The sequence below is a fragment of the Cellulomonas sp. URHB0016 genome, from assembly GCF_054057935.1.
Genome location: NZ_JBSRZU010000001.1, coordinates 13601 through 33086 on the forward strand (window position 1 = coordinate 13601; position 19486 = coordinate 33086).

The following is a 19486-nucleotide window of genomic DNA, read 5'->3' on the forward strand; positions in this document are numbered from 1 at the left end:
GCGATGAGAGCCTCCCTGCGTAGACGCACACCCCTGCCCGAATCCGGTGTCGTCGCCGGACCAGCCCGCGTCGACCCCCGCACCAAGGCGCTGACGAAGCGGCTCCGCCCGGGAGACGTCGCCGTCATCGACCACCTCGACCTGGACCGGGTGTCGGCGGAGGCGCTGGTCGCGTGCCAGCCGGCGGCGGTCCTCAACGCCGCGCGGTCCACGTCGGGTCGCTACCCGAACCTGGGTCCGGAGATCCTCGTGGCCGCCGGCGTCCCGCTGGTCGACGACCTCGGCACCGACGTCATGGCGATCACCGAGGGGCACCGGCTGCGCGTGGTCGGGGCGTCCGTCTACGACGGTGAGACGCTCGTCTCCGAGGGTGTCGAGCAGACCGCGGTCACCGTCGCAGCCGCGATGGAGGAGGCCCGGGCCGGCCTGTCGGTGCAGCTCGAGTCGTTCGCCGCGAACACCATGGACTACCTCCGCCGGGAGCGGGACCTGCTGCTCGACGGCGTGGGTGTGCCGGACATCAGCACACCGATCGAGGGTCGCCAGGTCCTCATCGTGGTCCGCGGGTACCACTACAAGGAGGACCTCGTCACGCTGCGGCCGTACATCCGTGAGTACCGGCCGGTGCTGATCGGGGTCGACGGTGGCGCGGACGCGATCCTCGACGCGGGCTGGAAGCCGGACCTGATCGTCGGTGACATGGACTCGGTGTCCGACCGGTCCCTGATGTGCGGCGCGGAAGTCGTGGTGCACGCCTACCGCGACGGGCGCGCGCCGGGTCTCGCCCGCGTGGAGCAGCTCGGCGTCAAGCACGTGGTGTTCCCCGCGACGGGCACCAGCGAGGACGTGGCCATGCTCCTGGCGGACGACAAGGGCGCCGAGCTGATCGTCGCCGTCGGCACGCACGCGACGCTCGTCGAGTTCCTCGACAAGGGACGTTCCGGCATGGCCAGCACGTTCCTCACGCGCTTGCGTGTGGGCGGCAAGCTGATCGACGCCAAGGGTGTGTCCCGCCTCTACAAGCACCGGATCTCGAACGTGCAGCTGATCCTGCTGGTGCTCGCCGGCCTCCTGGCCCTCGGCGTCGCCCTCGCGTCCACCGCCGCCGGACAGACGCTTCTCGGCCTCCTGGGCGCCCGCGTCGACGACATGACGTCGTGGGTCCGCGAGCTGTTCGGAGCGACACCGTGAGCCCTCTGCTCGACCCCCGCCCCACGCCCGTGTTCCTGGCGCCGAGCGGCGCATCCCCCGACGGAGACCTCGCACCGTGATCGACTTCAGGTACCACATCGTCTCGCTCATCTCCGTGTTCCTTGCTCTGGCCGTCGGCATCGCGCTGGGCGCCGGGCCGCTGAAGGAGACGATCGGCGACACCCTCACCGGCCAGGTGGAGCAGCTGCGCGCGGAGAAGGACGCGCTGCGCACCGAGCTCGACGAGTCGGCCGGCGACCTCGCGGACACGACGGCCTACGTCGACGCGGCCGCTCCGCAGCTGCTCGGTGGCGCCCTGACCGCCCGTCGTGTCGCCGTGGTCGCCCTGGGGCCCGTGGACGACGACCGCAGCAAGGCCCTCGACGACCGGCTCGCCCAGGCGGGTGCCACCGTCACCGCCCACGTGACGCTCACCGAGTCGTGGACCGACCCCGACGTGGCGAGCTACCGCCAGGCGCTCGTCGGCAACATCTTGACGCTGCTGGACCCTGTCCCCGACGAGGACGAGGGCGCGCAGACCGACCTCACCTACGCCCTCGTCCAAGGACTCTCCGGAGCGGACCCGGCGGCGCCGGACACCCTCACCCTGGACGCGTCGAGCATGCTCGAGGTGCTCAGCGGCGGCGACTCCCCGCTCGTGACGCTGCAGGACCCGGTCGAGGTGCCCGCCGACGCGATCGTGGTGCTCGCTCCCGTCCGGGACGAGGACTCGGGCGCACCGTCGCCCACCACCGCAGCCGACGTCCAGGTGCTGGTCGACGCGCAGCTCGGGGTGCTGAGCGCAGCCCAGAAGCTGACGGAGGGCGCCGTGCTGGCCGACGGCCCGCTCGTCCAGGGCAGCCTCACCGAGGCGGTCCTGGCCGACGACGAGCTGGCCTCCACGCTCACGACGGTGTCGGAGGCCGAGGAGGTCCCGGGCCAGGTCTCGGTGCCGCTCGCCCTCGCGGCACGCATCGGCGGCGTGAACGGCCACTACGGGTTCGGCGACGGGCTGACGGTGATGCCTGAGCCGGTCACCCTGCCCCCCGTCGACCGCACCCCGCAGAGCGCGCTCGTGCCGCCTGCGGGCGAGACGCAGGGGTGAGCGTGCACCGGTTCCGGGGGGTCGCCGCTGCCGTGGTCGCCTGCATGACGACGCGTGTCGCGCGCGGTGCCCTCGACGCACGGGCACCGGGTGGACAGGCGCGCTGGACCCGCACCAACCACCGCGGGGAGCCCGTGAGCATGCTGGAGGGGCCTGCCGTCGCCGCGGGATTGCTCGTGGGCTCCGTGATCGGTGCGTCGAGCACCCGTGCGGCCGCGGCCGTCGGGGTCGCGACGGCCGCGGGTGCGGCGTTCGGGATCGTGGACGACCTCGCGGAGGACGCCGACGCCAAGCGCAAGGGCCTTCGGGGTCACCTCGGCGCGATGGCCCGCGGCGAGGTCACGACCGGCGGCCTCAAGGTGCTCGGCATCGGGGCGGGCGCTCTCGTCGCCGCCGCGCTGGCGATCCCGGCCCGGGACAGACTGCGCGGGTCGGCGTCGTGCGCCGCGTACGTGCTCGACGTCACGACCTCCGGGGCGCTCATCGCTGCGAGCGCCAACCTCGTCAACCTGCTCGACCTGCGGCCCGGGCGGGCGCTCAAGGCCGCGACTCTCGTCGCCGGCCCGCTGACGTTCGGCGGCGGCGCGGGCGCAGGTCCGGCAGCCGCCGTCCTGGGCGCCGCCGGGGCGGCGTTCGACCGGGATCTCGCGGAGACGGACATGCTCGGCGACGGTGGTGCCAACGCGCTCGGTGCGGCTCTCGGCGCGGCGCTCGTCCTCGGTGCGTCGCGCCGCGTGCGGCTCGTCGCCCTCGGTCTCGTGGTCGGCCTGACCGTCGCGAGCGAGAAGGTGAGCTTCACGCGCGTGATCGAGCGCACGCCGGTGCTGCGGGAGCTCGACGCCCTCGGCCGGCGGTCGGCGCACACCTCTCCTGCGCCGACCACGTCGTCGACCGGCGCGGCGTGAGCCCAGCGGTGCGCCGCCTCGTCGGCGGCCTCGGGGGTGCCGCCGCGATGATCGCGGCGATCACGGTGCTGAGCCGCCTCCTCGGCTTCACCCGCTATCTGGTCCAGGCCCGTGCCTTCGGCGGCGCCGGGAGCATCAGCGACACCTACAACAGCGCCAACCTGCTGCCGAACATCCTCTTCGAGGCCGCTGCCGGCGGTGCGCTCGCGGGGGCGCTCATCCCCCTGCTCGCACTCCCGGTCTCCCGGGGGCTGCGCAAGGACGTCGACGGCATCGCGTCAGCGGCGCTGGGCTGGACGCTGGTCGTCCTCGTCCCGCTCGCGGCCGCGCTCGCCGCCGCGAGCGGGTTGATCGCCGACGTCTGGCCCGGCCAGGCCGACGCGGCGCACCGCGACCTGCTGCAGTTCTTCATCGTGGTGTTCGCGGCCCAGATCCCGCTGTACGGGGTCGCGGTCCTGCTCTACGCCGTGCTCCAGGCGCACAGACGCTTCTTCTGGCCGGCGTTCGCCCCGGTCATGTCGTCGATCGTGGTGATCGGGACGTACGCGGTGTATGGGGTGCTCGCCGACGGCGAGCCGAACGACCCGACGGCGGTCGGCCATGGGCCGCTCGCTCTGCTCGCGTGGGGCACCACGCTCGGCGTGGCCGCGATGTGCCTGCCGATGTTCGTCCCTGTGCACCGGCTCGGGGTCCGGCTGCGCCCCACGCTTCGGTTCGCGCCGGGGATCGGACGGCGGCTCGCGTCGCTGGCGTTCGCCGGGGTCGGTTCCGTGGTCGCGCAGCAGGTCGCGACGCTCGTCGTGGTGCTCGTCTCGTCCTGGAAGGGCGGCCACGGCACGTTCACCGTGTACCTCTACTCGCAGCAGGTGTACCTGCTGCCGTACGCCGTGCTGGTCGTGCCGCTGGCCACGTCGACCTTCCCCCGGCTCGCCGCACGGGCCGCGGCCGGCCGTCATGCCGAGTTCGCGGCCATGGCGTCCGCCACCACCCGGGCCGTGGTCGTGGCGGCGGGCGTCGGTGCGGCGGCTGTCGCCGCGGCGGCGCCGGCGATTGCCGACGTGTTCGGCTCGATCGGGCGTCACCCGGAGTCGGTGGCCGCGATGGCGCCGACGATCACGCTCCTGCTGCCGGGGCTCGTCGGTTTCGCGGTGATGTTCCACGGGTCCCGGGCGCTGTACGCCCTGGAGCGTGGACGTCTCGCCATCACCGCCAACGTGGCGGGCTGGGGCACGTCGGCCGTCGCGTCGGTCGTCGCCGCCGCCTGGCTCGTCCCCGACGGAGACGCCACCGGTCGGACGCTCGTCGCGCTGGCCGTGGCGAGCTCGGCCGGGATGCTCGTCGGCGGCACCGGGGCGGTGGTCGGGCTGCGCCGCGCCGCCGGGCCGGAGGCGTTGCGAGGGCTGGGCCGATCGCTGGTCGTGGTCGTCCTCGCAGGCGTCGTCGGCGCCTTCGTGGGGCGCTGGGTGGTCGACACGGTGGGCGCGCTGGTCGGCGAGAATCTTTGGTCCGCCATCGCGGCGGCGGCCGGCGGGGCGCTCGTGGCAGTCGTGGTGGTCGGTGCCGGGATCGCGCTCCTCGACCGGGGCACGGTGACGGGCTTCCTGCGGATCGAGCGGGACCCGGCTCCCGCCGGGCAGCCCGTGCCGTCGGTCCCCGACCCGACGGACTGACGAGTCCGTCCGAGCGGGGACCTGTCGGGACTCGCCCCACCGATCCGTCCGACGACCGTACCGGGTCGGGTAGGCTGGAACCCCGTGACAGAGCGCGCGCATCGACTCTCCGGGCGGTCGGAATCCACGACCCGGCACATCTTCGTCACCGGAGGCGTCGCCTCCTCACTCGGCAAGGGCCTCACGGCGAGCAGCCTGGGCCGTCTCCTGCGGTCCCGCGGCCTCAAGGTCACGATGCAGAAGCTCGACCCGTACCTCAACGTGGACCCGGGGACCATGAACCCGTTCCAGCACGGCGAGGTGTTCGTCACCGAGGACGGCGCGGAGACCGACCTCGACGTCGGCCACTACGAGCGGTTCCTGGACGTCGACCTCGTCGGCTCCGCGAACGTGACCACCGGCCAGGTCTACTCGCAGGTCATCGCCAAGGAGCGTCGCGGCGAGTACCTCGGCGACACGGTGCAGGTCATCCCGCACATCACGGATGAGATCAAGGAGCGCATGCGGTCGCAGGCGGGTGAGGACGTCGACGTCATCATCACCGAGATCGGCGGCACGGTCGGTGACATCGAGTCCCAGCCGTTCCTCGAGGCGGCACGCCAGGTGCGGCACGACCTCGGCCGGTCCAACGTGTTCTTCCTCCATGTCTCGCTCCTCCCGTACATCGGCCCGTCGGGGGAGCTCAAGACGAAGCCGACGCAGCACTCGGTCGCCGCCCTGCGCAGCATCGGTATCCAGCCGGACGCGATCGTGTTGCGCGCGGACCGCGACGTCCCGGAAGGCACCAAGCGGAAGATCGCCCTGTTCTGCGACGTGGACGTCGAGGGCGTCGTCACCGCCAAGGACGCCCCGAGCATCTACGACATCCCGCGCGTGCTGCACTCCGAGGGTCTCGACGCCTACGTGGTGCAGCGTCTCGGCCTGCCGTTCCGGGACGTGGACTGGTCCGGGTGGGACGAGCTGCTGCACCGGGTGCACAAGCCGGCGCACCAGGTGGAGGTCGCACTGGTCGGCAAGTACATCGACCTGCCGGACGCCTACCTGTCGGTCACCGAGGCGCTGCGGGCCGGCGGCTTCCACCACGACACCCGGGTCGTCATCCGCTGGGTCACGTCCGACGACTGCCAGACCGCCGAGGGCGCGCGCCTCGCGCTCGAGGGCGTCGATGCGGTCCTGGTGCCCGGTGGCTTCGGCGTGCGCGGCATCGAGGGCAAGCTCGGTGCGCTGCGCTGGGCCCGCGAGAACAAGGTGCCGACACTCGGGATCTGCCTGGGTCTGCAGTGCATGGTCATCGAGTACTCGCGCACGATCCTCGGCCTCGAGGGCGCATCGTCGTCCGAGTTCGACGAGGACCCGGCTCACCCGGTCATCGCGACGATGGCCGAGCAGCTCGCGATCGTCGGCGGCGACGGCGACCTGGGCGGCACGATGCGGCTCGGCGGCTACGAGGCCAAGCTCACGCCCGGCTCGATCGTCGCCGAGACCTACGGGTCCGAGACGGTCTCCGAGCGGCACCGGCACCGCTACGAGGTGAACAACTCCTACCGCGACAAGCTCGAGGCGGCGGGCCTGGTCATCTCCGGCGTGTCGCCCGACACGTCGCTCGTGGAGTTCGTCGAGCTGCCGCGCGAGGTGCACCCGTACTTCGTCGCGACCCAGGCGCACCCCGAGTTCAAGTCCCGTCCGACCCGGGCCCACCCGCTGTTCGCGGGGCTCGTCGGCGCGGCACTCGCACAGCGCGACGACCTCTGATGGGGGAGACCCCGCCGGTCGAGGTCGCCGACCTCTCGGCACCTCGCACGGTCGTGTCGCACGAGGTGCTCCACCACGGGAAGGTGTGGGACCTCGTGTCGGACGTCGTGGACCTCGGCGTCACGCGGGTGCTCCGCGAGTACGTCGACCACCCCGGTGCCGTTGCGGTGGTGGCGCTCGACGACGAGGACCGGGTGCTCCTCCTCTCGCAGTACCGGCACCCCGTCCGCCACGAGCTGTGGGAGCTGCCGGCCGGCCTCCTGGACGTCGAGGGCGAGGACCTCGTGACCGCCGCCGCACGGGAGCTGGCCGAGGAGGCGGACCTGGTGGCCGGCTCCTGGTCGCGGCTCGTCGAGTTCTTCACGACGCCCGGCGGCTCCGACGAGCGCATCGTCGTGTTCCTCGCCCGTGACCTGTCGGCCGTCGCGGACTCGGACCGGTACACGCGGGTCGACGAGGAGGCCGGCATGGTGCTGGCCTGGGTGCCGCTGGACGAGGCCGTCGAGGCGGTGCTCGCGGGTCGCCTCCACAGCCCCAGCGCGATCACCGGCGTGCTCGCCGCGGCAGCGGCCCGTTCGCGCGGGTGGGCCACCCTCGGCCCGGTCCGGCTGCCCTGACCGGGCCGACGTCGACCCACCACGCCCGCCGGCGTCGCGCCCTGCAGTGGCGAGGCCGCCCAGGGTTCTCAGCGGCTCGTCGACCGGCGGTACTGCATGTTGGCCAGCGGCACGAACACGAGGATGAAGATCGCCGCCCAGATCAGCGTGTAGAGCTCAGCGTGCTGCAGCGGCCAGGCGTCGGGGGTGGGGACCTCGGGCGGGATGTTGCCGAAGAGGTCACGTGACGCCTGCGTGACGGCGGACACCGGGTTCCACTCGGCGAACGTCTGCAGCGGCGCAGGAAGCGTCTCCAGGGGGACGAACGTGTTGGCGACGAACGTCAGCGGGAAGATCACGATGAACGTGGCGTTGTTGAACACCTCGGGACTCGGGACCAGCATCCCGAGCCAGGCCATGATCCACGAGATCGCGTAGGCGAAGACGAGCAGCAGCAGGTAGCCGAGCGCCGCCTCCGCGAACGAGCTGTGGATGCCCCAGCCGACGAGCAGCCCCGTCAGAGACATGACGACCAGCACGAGGACGTTGTTGGCGACGTCGGAGATCGTCCTGCCGGTGAGCACGGCAGACGGGGCCATCGGCAGTGACCGGAACCGGTCGATGATCCCCTTCTTGACGTCCTCCGCCAGGCCGGCGCCCGTGATCGTCGAGCCGAAGATGACCGTCTGGGCGAAGATCCCCGCCATGAGGAACTCCCGGTACGCGGCGGGATCGGCTCCGCCGGGCACGGCGATGGCGCCGCCGAACACGTACGCGAACAGCAGGACGAACATGATCGGCGACAGCGTGGTGAAGACCAGCAGGTCCGGCACCCGCTTGATCTTGATGATGTTCCGCTTGGCGACGACGTAGGAGTCGGAGAACACGGTCGGCGCGGCCATCACACATCTCCCTCGAGAGGCCCGTCGGCGGCCGCAGCGCGGGCAGCTCCGGCAGCCGCAGGAGCCACCGGGGGCGGCTGCGCCGGACCGGGCTGCTCCGCGCCCATCTCCTCCGTGGACCGGCCGGTGAGCGAGAGGAAGACGTCGTCGAGCGTCGGTCGGCGCAGGCCGACGTCGTCGATCCCGATGCCTGCGTCGTCGAGGACGCGCAGCGCCTGCGTGAGGACCTGCGCACCCCCGCTGATCGGCATGAGCAACGTCCGCCTCCCTTCGTCGAGGCTCGCCGTGCCCACCCCCAGTGGTTCGAGCAGGTCCCGGGCGTCCAGGAGCTGCGCCGGATCGCGCACGGTGAGCTCGAGCCGCTCGCCGCCGACCTGAAGCTTGAGCTGGTCCGCCGTGCCCTGCGCGATGATCTTGCCGTGGTCGATGACCACGATCTCGTCGGCCAGCAGGTCGGCCTCCTCCAGGTACTGCGTGGTCAGGAGCAGTGTGGTCCCCCCTGCGACGAGGTTCTGGATCACGTCCCACATCTCGGTGCGACCGCGTGGGTCCAGGCCTGTGGTCGGCTCGTCCAGGAAGATGATCGGCGGGTCGGCGACCAGGGCGCCCGCGAGGTCGAGCCGGCGCCGCATCCCGCCTGAGTACGTCTTGGACGGGCGGTCGGCAGCGTCCTCCAGCCGGAACGCGGCGAGCAGCTCGCGTGCACGCTCGCGGGATCGCTTCACGCCGAGGTGGTAGAGCCGGCCGATCATGTCGAGGTTCTCGAACCCGGTGAGGTACTCGTCGACCGCGGCGTACTGCCCCGACAGGCCGATCCGGCGCCGGACGTCCCGCGGCTTGGCGAGGACGTCGACACCCGCCACCGTCGCGGAACCGCCGTCCGGTCTCAGCAGCGTGGTGAGGATGCGGACGATCGTCGTCTTTCCGGCGCCGTTGGGCCCGAGCAGACCGAGCACCGAGCCGGCCGGCACGGTGAGGTCGACCCCGTCGAGGGCCGTGACGCTCTTGTAGTGCTTGACGAGCCCCTGAGCGGTGATCGCGTCTGCCATGGGTCGAGGCTAGGAGAGAGCACCGACATCGGGACAGGGCAAACCGGGTCAGAACGTCTCAGGCACCGGCCGCCGCGTGGACGGCGGCGAGAGCAGGACGTGTGCGCAGGCTTCCGAGGAAGAACGTCACGGCGGACGCCAGCAGCGCGGCGCCCAGCATGTGCAGGTTGACCAGGCCGATCGGCAGGCCCGTGAACAGCTGGACGTACCCGACGAGCCCCTGGCCCAGCGCCACCGCGAGGAGTGTCAGCGCAGCCGACCGAGGCGGCCCGGACACGCCCCGGCGACGCAGCAGGACCAGCACGGCGACGAGGACGCCCAGGAACGCCCAGACGGACGCCGCGTGCAGCTTCGCCACGAGCCACGGATCGACGTCGAACCGGTAGCCCACCTCGTCGTCGCCCGAGTGCGGGCCGGCCCCGGTGACCACGACGCCGAGAACCAGCACGGCGGCCGTCAGGGCGGCGACGACGTGGGCGAGGGTCCTCGTCGTGCGGTCGACCACGGGTACCTCAGGTCCGTCGCCCTCGCGCGTCCGCACCACCAGCCACGTCGAGAACGCGACGAGCGCCATGGAGATGAGCAGGTGGCTGCCGACGATCGCGGGGTGGAGGTCGACCAGGACGGTGATGCCCCCGATGACGGCCTGGAGCAGGACGCCCGCGACCGGGACGATGCCGAGCCGGCGGTACGACCACGGGCGCCGCCGGTCGGACGTCACCAGCACCGCGACGACCAGGGCGACGACGACGAGCAGGCCGCTCACCGTCCGGTTGCCGAACTCGATGAACGGGTGCAGCGAGGTTGCCTCGTGGAGCTGAGGGGTGAACTCGCCGGGCTCGCACTCGGGCCAGGTCGAGCAGCCGAGGCCGGAGCCGGTGAGCCGCACGGCCCCGCCCGTGACGACGATGGCGATCTGTCCGACGAGGTTCGCGACGACGGCGGTCCCCGTCCACCGCGCACGGAACCGGTCGGATGCCGACGGGGCGGACAGAGCCGACCCGGTCGCCGACGGGTTGTCGAGGTCACGCGTCGAGCTCACGCCGACCAGCCTACGGTCCGGTCGGGTCTCCTCCGGCCCTGGCGGCGGCGAGGCTCGTCACATCGGGAGCTCGGTCGTTCGCGCGATCACCCTTCAGTGCCAGCGGAACAGCGTCCGGGCGGCCCAGCCGAGCGCGGCGGCCCAGGCGACGAGGACCACCACGGACATGGGCGGCAGGACGCCGTGCAGGAGCGACTCGCGCATGGCCTCGCCCAGCGCGCCCGACGGCAGCAGGAGGGCGACATGCTCGAGCGGGCCCGGCAGACGTGACGCAGGGACGACCACCCCACCGGCGACCGCCAGCACGATGAGCGCGAGGTTGGCCACGGCGAGCACCGCCTCCGCCCGCAGCGTCCCCGCCACCAGGAGCGCGAGCGACGTGAAGGCCGCGGTGCCGAGCACGACGGCCACGAGCGCGAGCGCGAGGCCGGCCGGGTCCGGGCGCCACCCGAGCAGCACCGCCGTCACGCCGACGACGGCGATCTGGACCACCTCGACGCCCAGGACGCCGAGCACCTTGCCCGCGAGCAGGCCACCGCGGCCGAGCGGCGTCGTCGAGAGCAGCCGCAGCACGCCGTTGCGTCGGTCGAACGACGAGGCGATGGCCTGCGACGTGAAGGAGGACGTCATGACGGCGAGGGCCAGCACACCGGGGGTGAGGAAGTCGATGCGCGACTCGCCGGCCGTGTCGAGGTCGACGAACGTGGCACGGGTCAGGCCCACGAGCACCAGCACGGGGACGATCACCGTGACCATCAGCTGCTCGCCGTTGCGCAGGATGGCCCGCGTCTCGAACGACGTCTGGGCGAGCACCCGTCGCCAGGCGGGAGCCGCGCCCGCGTGCGTCGCCGTGGTGCCGGTCATCGTAGGTCCCGTCCGGTCAGGTCGAGGAAGACGTCCTCGAGGGTGCGGCGCCCCACGGTGATGCGGGTGGCGAGCTCGTCGTGCTCCGCGAGCCACGCCGTGAGGGCGGCGAGCGTGCCGGGCGTCACCGGACCGCTCACCGCGTAGGTGCCGGACACGGGTTCGTCGACGGTCAGGCCGCCGCCCAGCGCGCCTCCGAGCGCGAGCGTGTCGAGCCCGGGGGAGGCCTGCAGCTGGAGCGTGTGGTCGTCCGCGGCCGCCAGCAGGACGCCGACCGACCCCTGGGCGACGACACGCCCGTGGTCGACGACCACCACGTGGTCCGCGAGATCCTCGGCCTCGTCCATGAGGTGCGTGGTGAGGAGCACCGCGACGCCGTCGTCGCGCAGCTCCCGCACGAGGTCCCAGACGGCCCGCCGCGACTGCGGGTCCATCCCGGCGCTCGGCTCGTCCAGCACGACGACCTCAGGGCGTCCGACGACCGCGGCGGCGAGCGCGAGGCGCTGGCGCTGGCCGCCCGAGAGGCGCCGGACGGTGGTCCGCGCGAACGAGGTGAGCCCGAGCCGTTCCGCGAGCTCGCCGAGGTCCCGGGGGGCCGCGTACATGCGGGCGACGTGGGCGAGCATGTCCTGCGCCCGCACGCCCGTGGGCAGCCCGCCGTCCTGGAGCATCACGCCCACGCGCGGCCGCAGCTCGCGCGCGGCAGTGGCCGGGTCGAGCCCGAGGACGCGCACGGTGCCCTCGTCGGGGGTGCGCAGGCCCTCGCAGCACTCGATGGTCGTCGTCTTGCCGGCGCCGTTCGGTCCCAGCACGGCGGTCACCCGTCCGCGCAGGGCGACGAGGTCGAGGCCGTCGACGACAGCACGGTCGCCGTACCTCTTGACGAGCCCGGTGATCTCGAGCGCGGGGGAGTCGGGCACGGAAGCGAAGTCTAGGACCGTGCTGTCGTGGGCCCGGACGTGAGCGTGCGGGTGTGACCGTCGTCATGCGGACGGCAGGCGTGGTGAGGTCCGCCTTGCTTGCGGGGATGGATTTCGACAACAAGGATGTTGCCGATATCGCGGCCCTCTTCGGGGCCGACGTGCGCCACGGCTCGGCGGTGGCGCGGGGACGACGATCCGGAGGTGTCATGAGCGCGACGCTGCCCGCCGTGGCTCCCGCCGTCGACGTGCCCGAGACCGACGCCGGGACCCGTCAGCACGTCCTGCAGCTCGTCGCGAGCAGCGGCCCGGTGTCGGCCGTGGAGCTCGCCGCCCAGCTCGACCTCACCCCGGCCGGGATCCGTCGCCATCTCGCGATCCTCGAGCACACCGACCAGATCGCCGTCCACGAGGCCACGGGCGCCGGACCCGCCCGCCGGGGCCGGCCCGCACGCCGGTACGTCGTCACAGGACGCGGCCAGGCGGCCCTCTCGCACCGGTACTCCGAGCTCGCGACCCAGGCCCTGCGCTTCCTCGCGGAGACGGCCGGCCGGGACGCCGTCGAGTCCTTCGCCGAGCAGCGCGTCCGCGATCTCGAGGCCCGGCTCTCCGCCGGCATGTCCGGCACGGTCGACGTCGGCGCGCGGGCACGCGTCCTCGCCGAGGCCCTGACGGACGAGGGGTACGCCGCGAGCGCCCGCCCGGCTCCGGGCGGACACGCCGTCCAGCTGTGCCAGGGACACTGCCCCGTGCAGGACGTCGCTCACGAGTTCCCCCAGCTCTGCGAGGCGGAGGCCCGGGCGTTCTCGCGCCTGCTCGGCGTCCACGTGCAGCGCCTGGCGACCCTCGCGGGCGGCGGCCACGTCTGCACCACGAACATCCCGACCACGATGCCCGCCGCCTCCACGAACCTCCCAGCTCCAGTGCTCGCCATGGAAGGACCGACAGCATGAGCGCACCGACCGAGAACGCGGCCCAGCCGCAGCTCACCCAGGACGAGGCCATCGCCTCGATCGGCAACTACAGCTTCGGCTGGCACGACCGGGACGTCGCCGGGGCGACCGCGAAGCGCGGTCTGTCCGAGGCGGTCGTGCGGGAGATCTCCGCGCTCAAGAACGAGCCCGAGTGGATGCTGAAGACGCGGCTGAAGTCGCTGCGCCTGTTCGAGAAGAAGCCCATGCCCTGGTGGGGCGCGGACCTGTCGGGCATCGACTTCGACAACATCAAGTACTTCGTGCGGTCCACCGAGAAGCAGGCGTCGAGCTGGGAGGACCTGCCCGACGACATCAAGAACACGTACGACCGCCTGGGCATCCCCGAGGCCGAGAAGCAGCGACTCGTCGCCGGCGTCGCCGCGCAGTACGAGTCCGAGGTCGTCTACCACCAGATCCAGGAGTCGCTCGAGGAGCAGGGCGTCATCTTCCTCGACACCGACACCGGTCTGCGTGAGCACCCCGAGATCTTCGAGCAGTACTTCGGCTCCGTGATCCCCCCGGGCGACAACAAGTTCGCGTCGCTCAACACCGCCGTGTGGTCGGGCGGCTCGTTCGTCTACGTCCCGCCGGGCGTGCACGTCGAGATCCCGCTGCAGGCCTACTTCCGGATCAACACCGAGAACATGGGCCAGTTCGAGCGGACGCTGATCATCGCGGACGAGGGCTCGTACGTGCACTACGTCGAGGGCTGCACCGCGCCGGTGTACTCGTCCGACTCCCTGCACTCGGCCGTCGTCGAGATCATCGTCAAGAAGAACGCCCGTGTGCGGTACACGACCATCCAGAACTGGTCGAACAACGTCTACAACCTCGTGACGAAGCGGGCGACCGCCGCCGAGGGCGCGACCATGGAGTGGGTCGACGGCAACATCGGCTCCAAGGTCACCATGAAGTACCCGGCGATCTACCTCATGGGCGAGCACGCCCGCGGCGAGACGCTGTCCATCGCGTTCGCCGGCGAGGGCCAGCACCAGGACGCCGGCTCGAAGATGGTGCACGCCGCGCCGCACACGTCGTCGTCCATCGTCAGCAAGTCGGTGGCGCGCGGCGGTGGCCGTACGTCGTACCGCGGGCTCGTGCAGATCCTCGAGGGCGCCTCGCACAGCGCGTCGAACGTGCTCTGCGACGCCCTGCTCGTCGACCAGATCTCCCGCTCTGACACCTACCCGTACGTCGACGTCCGCGAGGACGACGTGTCGATGGGCCACGAGGCCACGGTGTCCCGCGTGAGCGAGGACCAGCTGTTCTACCTGATGTCCCGAGGCATGCCCGAGACCGAGGCCATGGCCATGATCGTGCGCGGGTTCGTCGAGCCCATCGCCCGCGAGCTGCCCATGGAGTACGCCCTCGAGCTGAACCGCCTCATCGAGCTGCAGATGGAAGGGGCCGTCGGCTGATGACGACCACCACGAACGACGCGGCAACCACGGCGAATCGTGGCGTCGCCGGGTCGCCGACCGATCACACCCGCGCCACGGCCGACGGCGCCCACACGCACGGCGTCGGCGGCACCCCCGAGTCGTCGCGCGCGTCGCGGCCGACGTCCTTCGACGTCGCCGACTTCCCGGTGCCGACGGGGCGCGAGGAGGAGTGGCGGTTCTCGCCGGTCGACCGCATCGCCCCGCTGTTCGCCGCGGACACCGACGGCGTCCTCGCCGGTCACGGCGTGCTGACGACGGTCGTCGAGGCGCCCGAGGTCAGGGTCGAGATCGTGGAGCGGGACGACGCGCGCCTCGGCCGCGCCGGCAAGCCCGGCGACCGGACCGCGGCGACCGCGTGGGCGTCGTTCCCGCGCGCGACGGTCGTGACGATCCCTCGTGAGGCGATCGCGTCCAGCGTGACGTCGATCCGCGTCGAGGGCGTCGAAGGGGCCGGCACGCACGAGGCGCCGCTCGACCCGTCGGCCACGCACCTCGTCGTGCATGCCGAGGCGCTGTCGCAGGGCGTCGTGCTGCTCGACCACGTCGGGCACGCGTCGCTCACCGAGACCGTCGAGATCGTCGCCGACGCCGGTGCGCACCTCACGGTCGTGTCGGTCCAGGACTGGGCCGCGGGGTCTGTGCACACGTCGTCGCACCGCCTGCGGATCGATCGTGACGCGACCGTCAAGCACATCGTCGTCACGCTCGGCGGCGACGTGGTGCGCGTGACGCCCGACGCGGAGTTCGTCGGTGAGGGCGCCAGCGTGCAGATGCTCGGGCTGTACTTCGCGGACGCCGGTCAGCACCAGGAGCAGCGCCTCTTCGTCGACCACGCCGTGCCGAACTGCGTCTCGCGCGTCACGTACAAGGGTGCCCTGCAGGGCGAGGGCGCCCACACCGTGTGGGTCGGCGACGTCCTGATCCGCGCGGCGGCCGAGGGCACCGACACGTACGAGCTCAACCGCAACCTCGTCCTCACCGACGGTGCGCGCGCCGACTCGGTGCCGAACCTCGAGATCGAGACCGGTGTCATCGAGGGCGCCGGCCACGCGAGCGCCACGGGCCGGTTCGACGACGAGCAGCTGTTCTACCTGCAGGCGCGCGGGATCCCGGAGACCGACGCCCGCCGGCTCGTCGTGCGTGGCTTCTTCGCCGAGCTCATCCACGAGATCGGGGTGCCGGACGTCGAGGAGCGGCTGCTCGCCGCGATCGAGAAGGAGCTCGAGGCGTCGATGAGCGCGCTCGGCACGGTCGGCGCGTCGGAGCAGGCATGACCGCTCAGCTCGCCTGCTACGACGAGGACGTGCCGGTCGCCGGGACGTTCCGCGTCGAGCTCGAGGCGGAGTCCGGCACCGTCGAGGTCGCCATCATCCGCGACGAGGCCGGCGAGCTGCACGCCATCAGCGACATCTGCTCGCACGGTGCGGTCTCGCTGTCCGACGGCGAGGTCGAGGACTGCACGATCGAGTGCTGGCTGCACGGGTCGCGGTTCGACCTGCGCACCGGCAAGCCGACCGGGCCTCCCGCCGTCCGCCCCGTCCCCGTCTACCCCGTGACCGTCGACGGCCAGCGCGTGCTGGTCGACGTCGACGCCCCCCTCTGATCGGAGTCACCGCATGGCCACCCTGGAGATCCGCGACCTGCACGTCAGCGTCGAGACCAAGGAGGGCGCCAAGCCCATCCTGCGTGGTGTCGACCTCACCGTGAGCAGCGGCGAGACGCACGCCATCATGGGCCCGAACGGGTCCGGCAAGTCCACGCTCGCGTACTCGCTCGCGGGCCACCCGAAGTACCAGATCACGTCCGGCACCGTGACGCTCGACGGCGTCGACGTCCTCGCGCTGTCGGTCGACGAGCGTGCCCGCGCCGGCCTGTTCCTCGCGATGCAGTACCCGGTCGAGGTCCCCGGCGTGTCGGTGTCGAACTTCCTGCGGACCGCCAAGACGGCGATCGACGGCCAGGCGCCGCCGCTGCGCACGTGGGTCAAGGACGTCCGGACCGCGATGGACGACCTGCGGATGGACCCGACGTTCGCGGAGCGCTCCGTCAACGAGGGCTTCTCCGGCGGCGAGAAGAAGCGCCACGAGATCCTCCAGATGGAGCTCCTCAAGCCGAAGTTCGCGATCCTCGACGAGACGGACTCCGGCCTCGACGTCGACGCGCTGCGGGTGGTGTCCGAGGGCGTCAACCGCGTCCGGCAGAACCCCGAGGTGGGCGTGCTGCTCATCACGCACTACACGCGCATCCTGCGCTACATCACGCCGGACTTCGTGCACGTCTTCGTCGACGGCAAGGTCGCCGAGGAGGGCGGCCCCGAGCTGGCCGACCGCCTCGAGAACGAGGGCTACGACCGCTTCCTGTCCAGCGCCGTCTGACGGTCCTCGACAGCACCACCGCCGGTGCCGCCCTCTGGGTGGCACCGGCGGCACCACCAGCACCATCAGGAGGGCGGACCCGTGACCAGCACGCTCGACGAGACGCGTGACACCGCGCGCACGGCCGGGATGCTCGACGACGTCGAGCTCGCTGCCGTCCGCGCCGACTTCCCGCTGCTGTCCCGCACGCTGCGCGGCGGGCGTCCTCTCGTCTACCTCGACTCGGGTGCGACGTCGCAGAAGCCCGAGGTCGTCCTCGACGCCGAGCAGGACTTCTACGTCCAGCGCAACGCCGCGGTGCACCGCGGCGCGCACCAGCTCGCGGAGGAGGCCACGGAGGCGTTCGAGGACGCACGGGACCGGGTGGCGTCGTTCGTCGGCGTCTCGCCCGCCGAGCTCGTCTGGACCTCGAACGCCACCGCGGGGATCAACCTCGTCGCCTACGCGATGTCGAACGCCTCGCTGGGCCGCGGCGGGGAAGCCTCCCGCCGGTTCGCGATCGGGGCCGGCGACGAGATCGTCGTCACCGAGGCCGAGCACCACGCGAACCTGGTCCCGTGGCAGGAGCTCGCGGCCCGCACGGGTGCGACCCTGCGCTGGCTCGGCGTGGACGACGACGGCCGCATCCGGGCCGACGACCTCGACGCGGTCGTCACCGACCGGACCAAGGTGCTCGCGTTCACGCACGCGTCGAACGTCACGGGTGCGATCACGCCCGTCGCCCGGTTCGTCTCTCGGGCGCGGGAGGTGGGGGCGCTGACGGTGCTGGACGCCTGCCAGTCGGTGCCGCACCTGCCCGTGGACCTGCACGGGCTGGGCGTCGACTTCGCCGCGTTCTCCGGCCACAAGATGCTCGGGCCGACCGGTGTGGGCGCGCTGTACGGGCGTCGCGAGCTGCTCGAGGCGATGCCCCCGGTGACGACCGGCGGCTCGATGGTCGAGGTCGTCACCATGGAGACCACGACGTACGCGCCCCCGCCACAGCGGTTCGAGGCCGGCACCCAGATGGTGTCGCAGGCGATCGGCATGGGCGCCGCGGCGAGCTACCTCGCCGAGCTCGGCATGGACGCCGTCGCCGCCCACGAGGCGCACCTCACCGGCCTGCTGCTCGACGCGGTCGCATCGGTACCCGGCGTGCGGGTCATCGGCCCGACGGACACGGCGGACCGGCTCGCGACCGTCGCGTTCGTCGTCGACGGCGTGCACGCGCACGACGTGGGCCAGGTGCTCGACGACGCCGGCGTCGCCGTGCGCGTCGGCCACCACTGCGCGCAGCCGCTGCACCGCCGGTTCGGCGTCGCGGCCACGGCGCGCGCGACGGCGGCCGTCTACACGACCGACGAAGAGATCGCAGTGTTCCGGGAAGCACTCGCGGGGGTCCGGGCGTTCTTCGGACTGAGCGACGGGAGTGGTGCATGAGCACGGGATCGATGGAACAGCTCTACCAGCAGGTCATCCTCGACCACGCGAAGTTCCCGCACGGCCGGGGACTCGGGGTCGCAGCGGGTGATCTGCGCACGGGGGAGTCGCACCAGGTCAACCCCACCTGCGGCGACGAGGTGACCCTCCAGGTGGACCTCGACGACGCGGGCGTCGTCCGCGACCTGCGGTGGGAGGGGCAGGGCTGCAGCATCTCGCAGGCCTCCGTCTCCGTGCTGCACGACCTCGTGGTCGACCACGACCTCACCGCTGTGGACGACCTGGCCGGCACGTTCCGCGCGCTCATGCAGTCGCGCGGCGCCGGCCTGGACGAGGACGCCGAGGAGAAGCTCGGCGATGCCGCCGCCTTCACGGGTGTCGGCAAGTACTCGGCGCGCGTGAAGTGCGCGCTCCTCGGCTGGGTCGCCCTGACCGACGCCCTGATCAAGACCGGCGCGACGCGCACATCGGAGGACGCATGAGCACCGAGACCAGCCCTGTCACCGTGGCGGACGTCGAGGAGGCCATGCGCGACGTCATCGACCCGGAGCTCGGCATCAACGTCGTCGACCTGGGCCTCGTGTACGGGGTCGTGATCGACCAGACCAACACCGCGGTCATCGACATGACGCTGACGTCCGCGGCCTGCCCGCTGACGGACGTCATCGAGGACCAGTCGGCGCAGGCCCTCGACGGCATCGTCGACGGGTTCCGGATCAACTGGGTGTGGATGCCGCCGTGGGGGCCGGAGAAGATCACGCCTGACGGTCGCGAGCAGATGCGGGCGCTGGGGTTCAACATCTGACGCAGTCGAGGTCGAGATCGCCCGGGCAAGCGCGTGTCCGGGGCGTCCTGCGTCCCGGCCGATCAGAACCGCGGCAGGTCGTTGAGCGCTGCGAGGGGGCGGAGCTCACGAGAGTCCCCGTCATCCACGGCTCATGGTCGGGCAGCAGGGCGACCTGGTACGCGCCGGGCGGGATGTGCTGCGGCGCGGGAGACGGGAAGCCGAGCGGTTCGGCGGCCGCGAAGCCGCGACGGCCGTAGAAGTGCGGGTCACCCTCCAGCAGCACGAGCGGCCAGCCGCCTGCGGTCGCCACCGCGAGCGCGCGTCCGACCAGTGCGCCGAATGCCCGCGTGACGACGTCCCGGACGGCGTCGAGCTCGTCGGGTCGTTCGAGGTCGATCGCGACGACAGGTCGGGCGACGGAGGGGTGAAGCCTGGCGGGGCCGTCGTCCCTGATGGGGTTCACGGATGGACTGTGACCCGTGATGCAGGCCGT

20 protein-coding genes are annotated in these 19486 nt (G+C 72.1%); 14 read left to right on the forward strand and 6 right to left on the reverse strand.

Going from position 1 to position 19486, the window contains the following annotated elements:
* Positions 1-3: 3 nt before the first annotated feature.
* From steA to ACVW07_RS00075, 6 genes are all read left to right on the forward strand, one after another.
* Positions 4-1191 carry a putative cytokinetic ring protein SteA gene (gene steA, locus ACVW07_RS00050; RefSeq protein ID WP_456817253.1) on the forward strand — a complete coding sequence of 396 codons (1188 nt, stop codon included), beginning with the start codon at positions 4-6 and terminating at the stop codon, positions 1189-1191.
* A 76-nt stretch (positions 1192-1267) separates the two neighbouring features.
* Positions 1268-2296: a copper transporter gene (locus ACVW07_RS00055; protein ID WP_456817254.1), complete on the forward strand. Its 1029-nt coding sequence runs from the start codon at positions 1268-1270 to the stop codon at positions 2294-2296.
* A 44-nt stretch (positions 2297-2340) separates the two neighbouring features.
* Positions 2341-3201, forward strand: coding sequence for a hypothetical protein (locus tag ACVW07_RS00060; protein ID WP_456817255.1), 861 nt, complete (start codon positions 2341-2343; stop codon positions 3199-3201).
* Positions 3198-4871 (forward strand): murein biosynthesis integral membrane protein MurJ, encoded by a 1674-nt coding sequence (gene murJ / locus ACVW07_RS00065; RefSeq protein ID WP_456817256.1) that lies wholly within the window; start codon positions 3198-3200, stop codon positions 4869-4871. Before ACVW07_RS00060 ends, murJ begins: the two co-directional genes overlap by 4 nt.
* An 84-nt stretch (positions 4872-4955) precedes the next feature.
* Positions 4956-6623, forward strand: coding sequence for a CTP synthase (locus ACVW07_RS00070; protein ID WP_456817257.1), 1668 nt, complete (start codon positions 4956-4958; stop codon positions 6621-6623).
* Complete coding sequence (locus tag ACVW07_RS00075; protein WP_456817258.1) at positions 6623-7240, forward strand: NUDIX domain-containing protein; 618 nt, start codon at positions 6623-6625, stop codon at positions 7238-7240. The genes ACVW07_RS00070 and ACVW07_RS00075 overlap by 1 nt, the downstream gene beginning before the upstream one ends.
* Before the next feature lie 68 nt (positions 7241-7308).
* Here the strand turns inward: ACVW07_RS00075 and ACVW07_RS00080 are convergent, their stop codons facing one another.
* The 5 genes from ACVW07_RS00080 to ACVW07_RS00100 all read right to left on the reverse strand — a co-directional run bounded on the left by ACVW07_RS00080 (position 7309) and on the right by ACVW07_RS00100 (position 11996).
* A complete protein-coding gene (locus ACVW07_RS00080; protein ID WP_456817259.1) occupies positions 7309-8121 on the reverse strand; it encodes an ABC transporter permease in 813 nt (270 codons plus the stop codon).
* Complete coding sequence (locus tag ACVW07_RS00085) at positions 8121-9170, reverse strand: ATP-binding cassette domain-containing protein (RefSeq protein ID WP_456817260.1); 1050 nt, start codon at positions 9168-9170, stop codon at positions 8121-8123. The genes ACVW07_RS00080 and ACVW07_RS00085 overlap by 1 nt, the downstream gene beginning before the upstream one ends.
* A gap of 58 nt (positions 9171-9228) precedes the next feature.
* Entirely contained in the window at positions 9229-10212 is a 984-nt protein-coding gene (locus ACVW07_RS00090) for a COX15/CtaA family protein (protein ID WP_456817261.1), read from the reverse strand.
* Between the two features lie 93 nt (positions 10213-10305).
* A complete protein-coding gene (locus ACVW07_RS00095; RefSeq protein WP_456817262.1) occupies positions 10306-11076 on the reverse strand; it encodes an ABC transporter permease in 771 nt (256 codons plus the stop codon).
* Complete coding sequence (locus tag ACVW07_RS00100; protein ID WP_456817263.1) at positions 11073-11996, reverse strand: ABC transporter ATP-binding protein; 924 nt, start codon at positions 11994-11996, stop codon at positions 11073-11075. The genes ACVW07_RS00095 and ACVW07_RS00100 overlap by 4 nt, the downstream gene beginning before the upstream one ends.
* Before the next feature lie 209 nt (positions 11997-12205).
* Between ACVW07_RS00100 and ACVW07_RS00105 the strand changes: the two genes are divergently transcribed.
* The 8 genes from ACVW07_RS00105 (at position 12206) to ACVW07_RS00140 (ending at position 19011) form a co-directional block, all read left to right on the forward strand.
* Positions 12206-12949, forward strand: coding sequence for a helix-turn-helix transcriptional regulator (locus tag ACVW07_RS00105; protein WP_456817264.1), 744 nt, complete (start codon positions 12206-12208; stop codon positions 12947-12949).
* Entirely contained in the window at positions 12946-14388 is a 1443-nt protein-coding gene (gene sufB, locus ACVW07_RS00110) for a Fe-S cluster assembly protein SufB (protein ID WP_456817265.1), read from the forward strand. Before ACVW07_RS00105 ends, sufB begins: the two co-directional genes overlap by 4 nt.
* Entirely contained in the window at positions 14388-15686 is a 1299-nt protein-coding gene (gene sufD / locus ACVW07_RS00115; protein ID WP_456817266.1) for a Fe-S cluster assembly protein SufD, read from the forward strand. The genes sufB and sufD overlap by 1 nt, the downstream gene beginning before the upstream one ends.
* Positions 15683-16015, forward strand: a complete 333-nt coding sequence (locus ACVW07_RS00120; protein WP_456817267.1) for a non-heme iron oxygenase ferredoxin subunit — start codon at positions 15683-15685, stop codon at positions 16013-16015. The genes sufD and ACVW07_RS00120 overlap by 4 nt, the downstream gene beginning before the upstream one ends.
* 13 nt (positions 16016-16028) lie before the next feature.
* The gene (gene sufC, locus ACVW07_RS00125; RefSeq protein WP_456817268.1) at positions 16029-16787 is read left to right on the forward strand and encodes a Fe-S cluster assembly ATPase SufC; all 759 of its coding nucleotides are present in this window, start codon (positions 16029-16031) and stop codon (positions 16785-16787) included.
* 129 nt (positions 16788-16916) lie between these two features.
* Entirely contained in the window at positions 16917-18206 is a 1290-nt protein-coding gene (locus ACVW07_RS00130) for a SufS family cysteine desulfurase (RefSeq protein WP_456820998.1), read from the forward strand.
* Positions 18203-18688 (forward strand): Fe-S cluster assembly sulfur transfer protein SufU, encoded by a 486-nt coding sequence (gene sufU, locus ACVW07_RS00135; RefSeq protein ID WP_456817269.1) that lies wholly within the window; start codon positions 18203-18205, stop codon positions 18686-18688. The genes ACVW07_RS00130 and sufU overlap by 4 nt, the downstream gene beginning before the upstream one ends.
* Positions 18685-19011: a metal-sulfur cluster assembly factor gene (locus tag ACVW07_RS00140; RefSeq protein ID WP_456817270.1), complete on the forward strand. Its 327-nt coding sequence runs from the start codon at positions 18685-18687 to the stop codon at positions 19009-19011. The genes sufU and ACVW07_RS00140 overlap by 4 nt, the downstream gene beginning before the upstream one ends.
* Here ACVW07_RS00140 and ACVW07_RS00145 read toward each other — a convergent pair.
* Positions 19001-19456 (reverse strand): hypothetical protein, encoded by a 456-nt coding sequence (locus ACVW07_RS00145; RefSeq protein ID WP_456817271.1) that lies wholly within the window; start codon positions 19454-19456, stop codon positions 19001-19003. The two genes, ACVW07_RS00140 and ACVW07_RS00145, sit on opposite strands and share 11 nt — an antisense overlap.
* Between the last annotated feature and the right edge of the window lie 30 nt (positions 19457-19486).

Coding starts and splice junctions, on each gene's coding strand:
- steA (WP_456817253.1), top strand. CDS start 4: ATGAGAGCCTCCCTGCGTAGACGCACACCCCTGCCCGAATCCGGTGTC.
- ACVW07_RS00060 (WP_456817255.1), top strand. CDS start 2,341: ATGACGACGCGTGTCGCGCGCGGTGCCCTCGACGCACGGGCACCGGGT.
- ACVW07_RS00075 (WP_456817258.1), top strand. CDS start 6,623: ATGGGGGAGACCCCGCCGGTCGAGGTCGCCGACCTCTCGGCACCTCGC.
- ACVW07_RS00080 (WP_456817259.1), bottom strand. CDS start 8,121: ATGGCCGCGCCGACCGTGTTCTCCGACTCCTACGTCGTCGCCAAGCGG.
- ACVW07_RS00085 (WP_456817260.1), bottom strand. CDS start 9,170: ATGGCAGACGCGATCACCGCTCAGGGGCTCGTCAAGCACTACAAGAGC.
- ACVW07_RS00095 (WP_456817262.1), bottom strand. CDS start 11,076: ATGACCGGCACCACGGCGACGCACGCGGGCGCGGCTCCCGCCTGGCGA.
- ACVW07_RS00105 (WP_456817264.1), top strand. CDS start 12,206: ATGAGCGCGACGCTGCCCGCCGTGGCTCCCGCCGTCGACGTGCCCGAG.
- sufB (WP_456817265.1), top strand. CDS start 12,946: ATGAGCGCACCGACCGAGAACGCGGCCCAGCCGCAGCTCACCCAGGAC.
- sufD (WP_456817266.1), top strand. CDS start 14,388: ATGACGACCACCACGAACGACGCGGCAACCACGGCGAATCGTGGCGTC.
- ACVW07_RS00120 (WP_456817267.1), top strand. CDS start 15,683: ATGACCGCTCAGCTCGCCTGCTACGACGAGGACGTGCCGGTCGCCGGG.
- sufC (WP_456817268.1), top strand. CDS start 16,029: ATGGCCACCCTGGAGATCCGCGACCTGCACGTCAGCGTCGAGACCAAG.
- ACVW07_RS00130 (WP_456820998.1), top strand. CDS start 16,917: ATGCTCGACGACGTCGAGCTCGCTGCCGTCCGCGCCGACTTCCCGCTG.
- sufU (WP_456817269.1), top strand. CDS start 18,203: ATGAGCACGGGATCGATGGAACAGCTCTACCAGCAGGTCATCCTCGAC.
- ACVW07_RS00140 (WP_456817270.1), top strand. CDS start 18,685: ATGAGCACCGAGACCAGCCCTGTCACCGTGGCGGACGTCGAGGAGGCC.